Genomic DNA, 6,553 nt, shown 5'->3' on the forward strand with positions numbered 1-6,553 from the left:
CCTATCCCTTATCGTAAGGGGGAAACGGTGTCCTGTCTTTCAGGGGGCTCGTTCAATACGCTACCCTCGGCACTTCGAGGTGATCTCTTGGGTCGCCTTTTTCAATGCCTCTATTATTGATTGGTAAGTTGGGTGGCAGCCTAAAGCCTCCCTTCCTTGGAGCTGATGATCATGCACCACGTTGCTACCGAGCCGACGGAAACGACCTCAGACATTACTTGCGACGCCTGTTGCCAAAGCACACGCGTTGAGGGCTATGGGCACCAGCTCGGCGTTCTTCAAGCTTGCTGGGGTTACGGTTCAAAGCATGATGGCGAGCGCTATGAGATTCACCTTTGTGAATCGTGCTTTTTCCGAACGCTGGCCATGCTTCGTCGCGAGCGAATGGTCAATACCATGTTCGATGATGAATTTGACGCCAATCAGGATGAGTTTGGTTTGGTGCGAAAGGATGATTTCTGGGCCGAAGGTTGAGTGCGCCGATCAGGCAGCATTCGCAGTCACATGGTCAGTGACTCGACGGCTCCTGCAGGCTTTGCATCCGCTGATACCTGAAACGTTGGATGTGCATGACCCCGGAGGCAGTGTGAACAACCTCTTCGATAAGCTGGATTTGCCGAAAGGCCACTACTACCTGCAGGCTGTACTGGCGGGCCTGCCTAGCTACGTTGATCGCCGACCTGGCTTGGGAGCTTGGGCGATCGCCTGTGCAGATAGCGGAATGGGTCGGGATATCTGCCTGCGGTGAATCGATGTCTGAAAAGGAGGGTGAGATTTACTGTCGCTTTGTCGAGACTCTGGATCTTCTGCTGGATTTATATGACGCCAACCTAGAAGGTGCGCTCCGATGGCTGACCACAACGAATATGCTGCTGGCAAATGCGCGGCCGGTCGATCTGGTGGTAACAGAAGCTGGAGGGCGTGCCGTACAGCAGGCCATTCATGAGATTGAACATGGTTTGCCTGTCTGACCCGCCCACGGTACCGATGTCTGTTTCTCGCCGCAGTGAGCCGGATCATGTGCTACTTGCATCGTCGGGGACGGCAGGCTGCGCATGCCTGAGCAGCTTCAGCTGCGCGAGGGTTTCGGACAAGCGCTCCTGTAAGCCCTGGGCTCTTTGTGCCTGAGCATTGGTGGCTTCGCCAAGCCGGGCGACTTCATCCTGCAAAGCGCGGCAGCGCTGCTCCAGTGCATCATTCGTACGCTCCATTCCGGTCAACGTGCTTTGGGCAATCTCCAAGGCCTGAGTCTTTTGCGCGAGATGCTGTTCTTGAGCACGCTGATCCTTCTGCATCTGCCGAGCCTCGGTGAGTAGACGTGCATTGTCACGGTTAAGCTGGGTCAGCTCGTCCTGCTTAATGATCAGGGTCTGCCGGAGCTGTCGCAGCTCAACCTGCAATTGCTGAACCTGGGCTTCATGACGCCGCTGGTCTTGCTCGCGCTGATCCTTGCTGGCCTGCCGGTAGTGTTCCAGTGCGTCACGGGCATGTTCATGCTTGTCCTCCAGCGACGCAATTTGGCTGTCGCGATCAATCAGGCGCGTCTCCAAATCGGCATTGGCCTGCGCTAACCGCGCATTTTTCAGCTCGGCCTGCTGGCACTTCTGCTGCTCGTGCTGCAGTACCTGCTGAGCAGCGTTGAGCTGCTCTCCGAGCATAGAAGACTGATTTTCAAGCTGTTCTATTCGGCTTTCAGCCTGCCGAATCTGGTCCTGGTAATCGAGTCGCTCCAGTGCCAGCTGTTCGCGTTCCTGTGCTACAGCTGCCTGAGCCTCTTCTCTGAGCTGCTCAGCGAGCAGGCTCACCAAATTGCCTAACTGCTCGCTGAGAGACGGAGCCTTTTGCGGACCACGCTCAGCCTCTTCCATTTCTTTCAGGTAGCGATGAATGGTGGTTTTCGAGCCTGTGTTGCCAAGTTCGACCCGCACCGCATCGATGCTGGGATTCTCGCCCCGCGCCAGGATGGTCCGGCGGGCCTTCTGAACCAATGCCTTGTTAATGCCGCCACGGGCCATGGTTGCTCCTACTATTTCGTAATGGATTACATACTATGTATTTACATACTAGATTGATCTGATGTAAAGCGAGAAAATACAGGTAATTTAAGATACGATAATGGGGCATTATTCAATATGAATGGCGCAAACGGTCGTTCAGTAACCGTTTTTCAGTACATAAAGGCATCTCAGACGATGAAAGACGTCGGGCGCTACCTACAAGCCGGTACGCGGGAAAACACCCGCCGCAGCTATCAGTCGGCCATCGAGCACTTCGAAGTGGCGTGGGGCGGCTTTCTACCCGCGACAGGCGACAGCGTGGTCCGCTACCTGGTGGACTATGCGGATACGCTGAGCGTGAACACGCTGAAGCAACGCTTAGCTGCTCTCGCTCAATGGCATATCACCCAAGGCTTTCCCGACCCAACGAAGACTCCCACGGTGCGTCAGGTACTCAAGGGCATCCGCACCCTACATCCGGCACAGGTCAAGCAAGCTGCCCCTCTGCAGCTGCAACACTTAGATCAGGCAGCTCAATGGCTGGGTCAGGAGTCAGAGCGAGCTCGGATGCGGGGCGATTTAGCGAACCTGTTGCGCTGCCGGCGCGACATGGCATTACTGCTGATCGGTTTTTGGCGAGGCTTTCGCAGTGATGAGCTCTGCCGGCTGCAGGTCGAGCATATTCAAGCCGAAGCAGGCGCAGGCATGCGTCTGTTTCTGCCACAAAGCAAGGGCGACCGAGAAAATCTCGGTACGACGCACTACACGCCGGCGCTAAAGCGGCTATGCCCGGTACAGGCCTATCTCGACTGGATCAGTACTGCCGGTATCGTTCGAGGAGCCGTGTTCCGCCGACTGGATCGCTGGGGGCATCTCAGCGAGGATGCTTTACACCCGGGTAGCCTGATCAGCCTGCTGCGCCAGATTCTTCAACGCGCCGGGATCCCGGCTGAACTTTATACCAGTCACTCCTTGCGCCGCGGCTTCGCTACATGGGCCACAGCCAATGGATGGGACCTAAAAGGCTTGATGACCTATGTGGGCTGGAAAGACATCAAGTCGGCCATGCGGTACATCGATCCCGCTATTTCATTTGGTGGCCTGGCGATCAGGCCCACTATTGAATTCAATACTGGCACTTTGACGCAACTGCCAGCTTCTCACTAACATCGCTGCACGACAGGAGTGACGGTGAAATGAGTACGCAGACCAGCATCGAATGGACGGAAATGACCTGGAACCCCGTCGTGGGTTGCACCAAGGTGTCGCCCGGATGCAAACACTGCTATGCGGAAAATATGGCCTACCGGCTGCAGGCCATGGGAACGCCGGGTTATGAAAACGGCTTTCGCCTGAGCCTGCGGCCGGAGAAGTTGCAGGAGCCGCTACAGCGCAAGAAACCGACCATCTACTTCGTCAACTCAATGTCTGACCTGTTCCACGAGCATGTACCGGACGAATACATCGACCAGGTATTCGAGGTGATCCGAAAGGCTTCCCAGCACACCTTCCAGATCCTCACCAAGCGTGCCGAGCGACTAGCCGAGTATTTCAGCAAGCGGACACCTCCCCTCAATGCCTGGCTGGGGGTGTCGGTTGAAGACCGCGAATACGGCGTGCCGAGGATCGACTGCCTGCGCCGGGTAATGCCACGATCCGCTTCCTCTCTGCTGAGCCGCTGCTAGAAGATCTTGGGGAGCTGGACTTGACCGATATCCACTGGGTCATTGTCGGCGGTGAGTCGGGTCCCAAGGCCCGCCCGATGAAACAGGAATGGGTCGACAACATTCATCGCCAGTGCGACGCCTCTGGCTCAGCGTTCTTCTTCAAGCAATGGGGCGGATGGGGTGCCGATGGTGTGAAACGCTCGAAGAAAGCCAACGGTCGACTGTTGAACGGCCAGATTTGGAATGAAATCCCGCTGCTCAACCTCGCCTGATACCAGCACAAGGAATACGGCATGGCCAAGGATGACGAGAAGTACCGTTGGGATTGGGGCACGCAGACCTTCCCCACCATCGATCCACACAGCAAGATCAAACATCAGATCATTGATGAGTACATCCAGACTTACATCGACGTGCTGATGCGCAATCAACTGATGCCAGAACTAGGCTTGTCGATTGTCGATGGCTTCAGTGGTGGAGGTATCTACCACGACGGCGTGGCTGGGAATCACTTCGGCTCTCCCGTGATTGCACTGGAGGCGATTCAGGCTTCGGAGGTCCGCAACAACCTGGAGCGCATCAAGCCGCGCCCCATCCGGTCCCAGCACTATTTCGTGGATGTGAAGCCCGAGAACATTGCCTGCTTGCATTCAGTATTGGCCGCGCGTGGTCATGCTCCTCGGCTTGGCCGGGGTGTCCACCTGCATAGCGCTGAATTCACATCAGCATTGCCGACCATCGCTCAAAAGCTCAAGCATTTCGGCAAGGGTGAGCGTGTGCTCTTCCTGCTGGATCAGTACGGTTATGGCGACGTGCCGTTCCCCAAGATCAAATGGATTTTCCAGCACCTCAGCAATGCCGAGGTGCTGCTGACCTTCAACGTCGATTTTCTGGTCACCTACCTGGCTGACCGCCAAGCGAATCGGAAGGCCATCGCTAATATCGGCCTGGATCACCATGTGCCTTGGAGCATGCTGAAAGAGCTGAAGGCTCATCAGCCTCGGAATTGGCAGTACCTGATCCAGCGTTTTCTGTCTGAAGGGATCAAGCTGGAAAGCGGTGCCCAGTACATGACGGTGTTCTTCATCCGCCCGGCTGGCAGCAATCCGATGGCCTATTGGTTTATCCATCTGGCGAACAACTACCGCGCCAACGATGTGATGAAAAAGATCCATTGGAAGTATGGCAACAATTTTTCCCATATGCTGTCGCCTTCCAGCTTTTTCGGCTACGACGCCAATCGTGATATCGCCGTGACAGGGCAACACGATCTGCTGCTGGATGAGCATCACTTCGATGATGTCACCGATGATCGTATCCGCGGTGAACTCTCGGAGCTACTGCCCAAGCAGGTCTATGAGGTTGAACGACAGCCATTTCTTGGCCTGATGAGCGGATTGACCAACTACACCATGGCGGATGAGCTTCGCGTAAAGCAGGCGCTCGACATTGCTGTCGCGACCGGTGATTTGCTGGCGATAGGCAAAGATGGCAAAACTAAGCGCCGCAAGGGCACAAGCATCAAATCCACTGACATTTTGATAGCGCCCCCGCAGCGACCCATCTTCTTCATGCCGCCATTGAATAAGTACAACTCAGAAGGCTAGGCTTGGCCAGGTGATCGAGCAGTTGGTCCCTCGCGAGGAGATAGCCGTTTTTATACTCTAGTGTCCCGAGCGGGTAGTTCGTTTATTTAACAACATATCGATATACTGGCGCGACTCCAAAGCCACTGATTAATAACCCACATGGCCAAGCCCGCCGCCTGCCTTGTCTTAACGCCGTCCGATCGCGCCACCCTGCAAAAGTGGTTACGGATGGGCTCGCTGGCGCAGAATCTCGTGCAGCGTGCTCGTATTCTGCTGCTGTTGGCTGACGGAGTGACACCCAAAGAAGTCAGTGAGCAGCTTCTGGTCTCCGCGCCGGTGGTGTTCAAATGGCGCAAACGCTATCTAGAGGCCGGTCTTGAAGGCCTGAACGACCTGCCTCGCAGTGGTCAGCCACGCAAGCTCAGCGCGCAGAAAGTCAACGACATCCTCACACTGACGACCCGCCGCGTGCCCCGTGAGGCAACGCATTGGAGCGTCCGATTGATGGCCAAATATGCTGGCGTCACGACCTGGCAGGTTCGCCAGGTCTGGGCCGCCTCCGACCTCAAACCGCATCGCCTGAAGACGTTCAAAATCAGCAGCGATCCGCATTTTGCGGACAAGGTTGTCGATGTAGTCGGGCTTTACCTAAACCCGCCGGACAACGCCCTGGTGCTATCGGTTGATGAGAAAACCCAGATCCAGGCGCTGGACCGCACTCAGCCGATGTTGCCACTGCGCCCGGGGCAGATTGAGCGGCGGACTCACGACTACAAGCGTCATGGCACTGCCAGCCTGTATGCCGCCTTCGACATCCTGACGGGCAAGGTCATCGGACGAATTACTCAGCGACACCGGGCCGATGTGATTGTCGAGCCTGCAACCGAGGAGGCTTACACGATCTTCGCCCAATCGATGGACCGCACAGGGTACGCCCGTGGCACGCTAGCGGTTGCCGAAGGGCTGAGCGCTCCTGTTCCAGAAACCGATCCTCGACCACTAATCACCATGGACGACATGGGGATGGATCACGGCAGCATGGGCGGTATGGCGGGCATGGACCACGGCGGCGGCATGCAGGGCGACATGGGCGCGATGGACCATAGCAACATGTCCGGCATGAACCACGGTGACATGCAAGGGATGGGCGACATGGGCGACATGGCCGGAATGGATCACAGCAAAATGGCTGGGATGTCCGGGATGGACCACTCTGGAATGGCTGGGATGAGCGCAGGTATGCAGTCGCACCCGCCCTCAGAGTCCAATAACCCACTGGTGGATATGCAGACCATGAGCC

The 6,553-nt window shown here is 56.4% G+C and carries 7 protein-coding genes and 1 pseudogene; 7 read left to right on the forward strand and 1 reads right to left on the reverse strand.

Going from position 1 to position 6,553, the window contains the following annotated elements; genetic code table 11:
• Positions 1 to 165 precede the first annotated feature (165 nt).
• The 3 genes from AC2LD7_RS21625 (at position 166) to AC2LD7_RS21635 (ending at position 971) form a co-directional block, all read left to right on the forward strand.
• Entirely contained in the window at positions 166 to 474 is a 309-nt protein-coding gene (locus AC2LD7_RS21625) for a hypothetical protein (RefSeq protein WP_484599672.1), read from the forward strand.
• 112 nt (positions 475 to 586) lie between these two features.
• Positions 587 to 748, forward strand: a complete 162-nt coding sequence (locus AC2LD7_RS21630; protein ID WP_484599673.1) for a hypothetical protein — start codon at positions 587 to 589, stop codon at positions 746 to 748.
• 4 nt (positions 749 to 752) lie between these two features.
• On the forward strand, positions 753 to 971 hold the full coding sequence (locus AC2LD7_RS21635; RefSeq protein WP_484599674.1) for an antitoxin Xre/MbcA/ParS toxin-binding domain-containing protein: 219 nt from the start codon (positions 753 to 755) through the stop codon (positions 969 to 971).
• A gap of 45 nt (positions 972 to 1,016) precedes the next feature.
• Here the strand turns inward: AC2LD7_RS21635 and AC2LD7_RS21640 are convergent, their stop codons facing one another.
• Positions 1,017 to 2,015, reverse strand: coding sequence for a DNA-binding protein (locus AC2LD7_RS21640; protein ID WP_484599675.1), 999 nt, complete (start codon positions 2,013 to 2,015; stop codon positions 1,017 to 1,019).
• Between the two features lie 177 nt (positions 2,016 to 2,192).
• On the opposite strand from AC2LD7_RS21640, the gene AC2LD7_RS21645 reads away from it, so the two are divergent.
• From AC2LD7_RS21645 to AC2LD7_RS21660, 4 genes and pseudogenes are all read left to right on the forward strand, one after another.
• On the forward strand, positions 2,193 to 3,164 hold the full coding sequence (locus AC2LD7_RS21645) for a site-specific integrase (protein WP_484599676.1): 972 nt from the start codon (positions 2,193 to 2,195) through the stop codon (positions 3,162 to 3,164).
• Between the two features lie 29 nt (positions 3,165 to 3,193).
• Positions 3,194 to 3,936, forward strand: a pseudogene (locus AC2LD7_RS21650) (phage Gp37/Gp68 family protein).
• A 21-nt stretch (positions 3,937 to 3,957) separates the two neighbouring features.
• Positions 3,958 to 5,271: a three-Cys-motif partner protein TcmP gene (locus AC2LD7_RS21655; protein WP_484599677.1), complete on the forward strand. Its 1,314-nt coding sequence runs from the start codon at positions 3,958 to 3,960 to the stop codon at positions 5,269 to 5,271.
• Between the two features lie 141 nt (positions 5,272 to 5,412).
• The coding region (locus AC2LD7_RS21660) for an IS630 family transposase (protein ID WP_484599678.1) at positions 5,413 to 6,553 on the forward strand (1,141 nt) is incomplete at its 3' end.

This window comes from Stutzerimonas sp. (genome assembly GCF_982611455.1).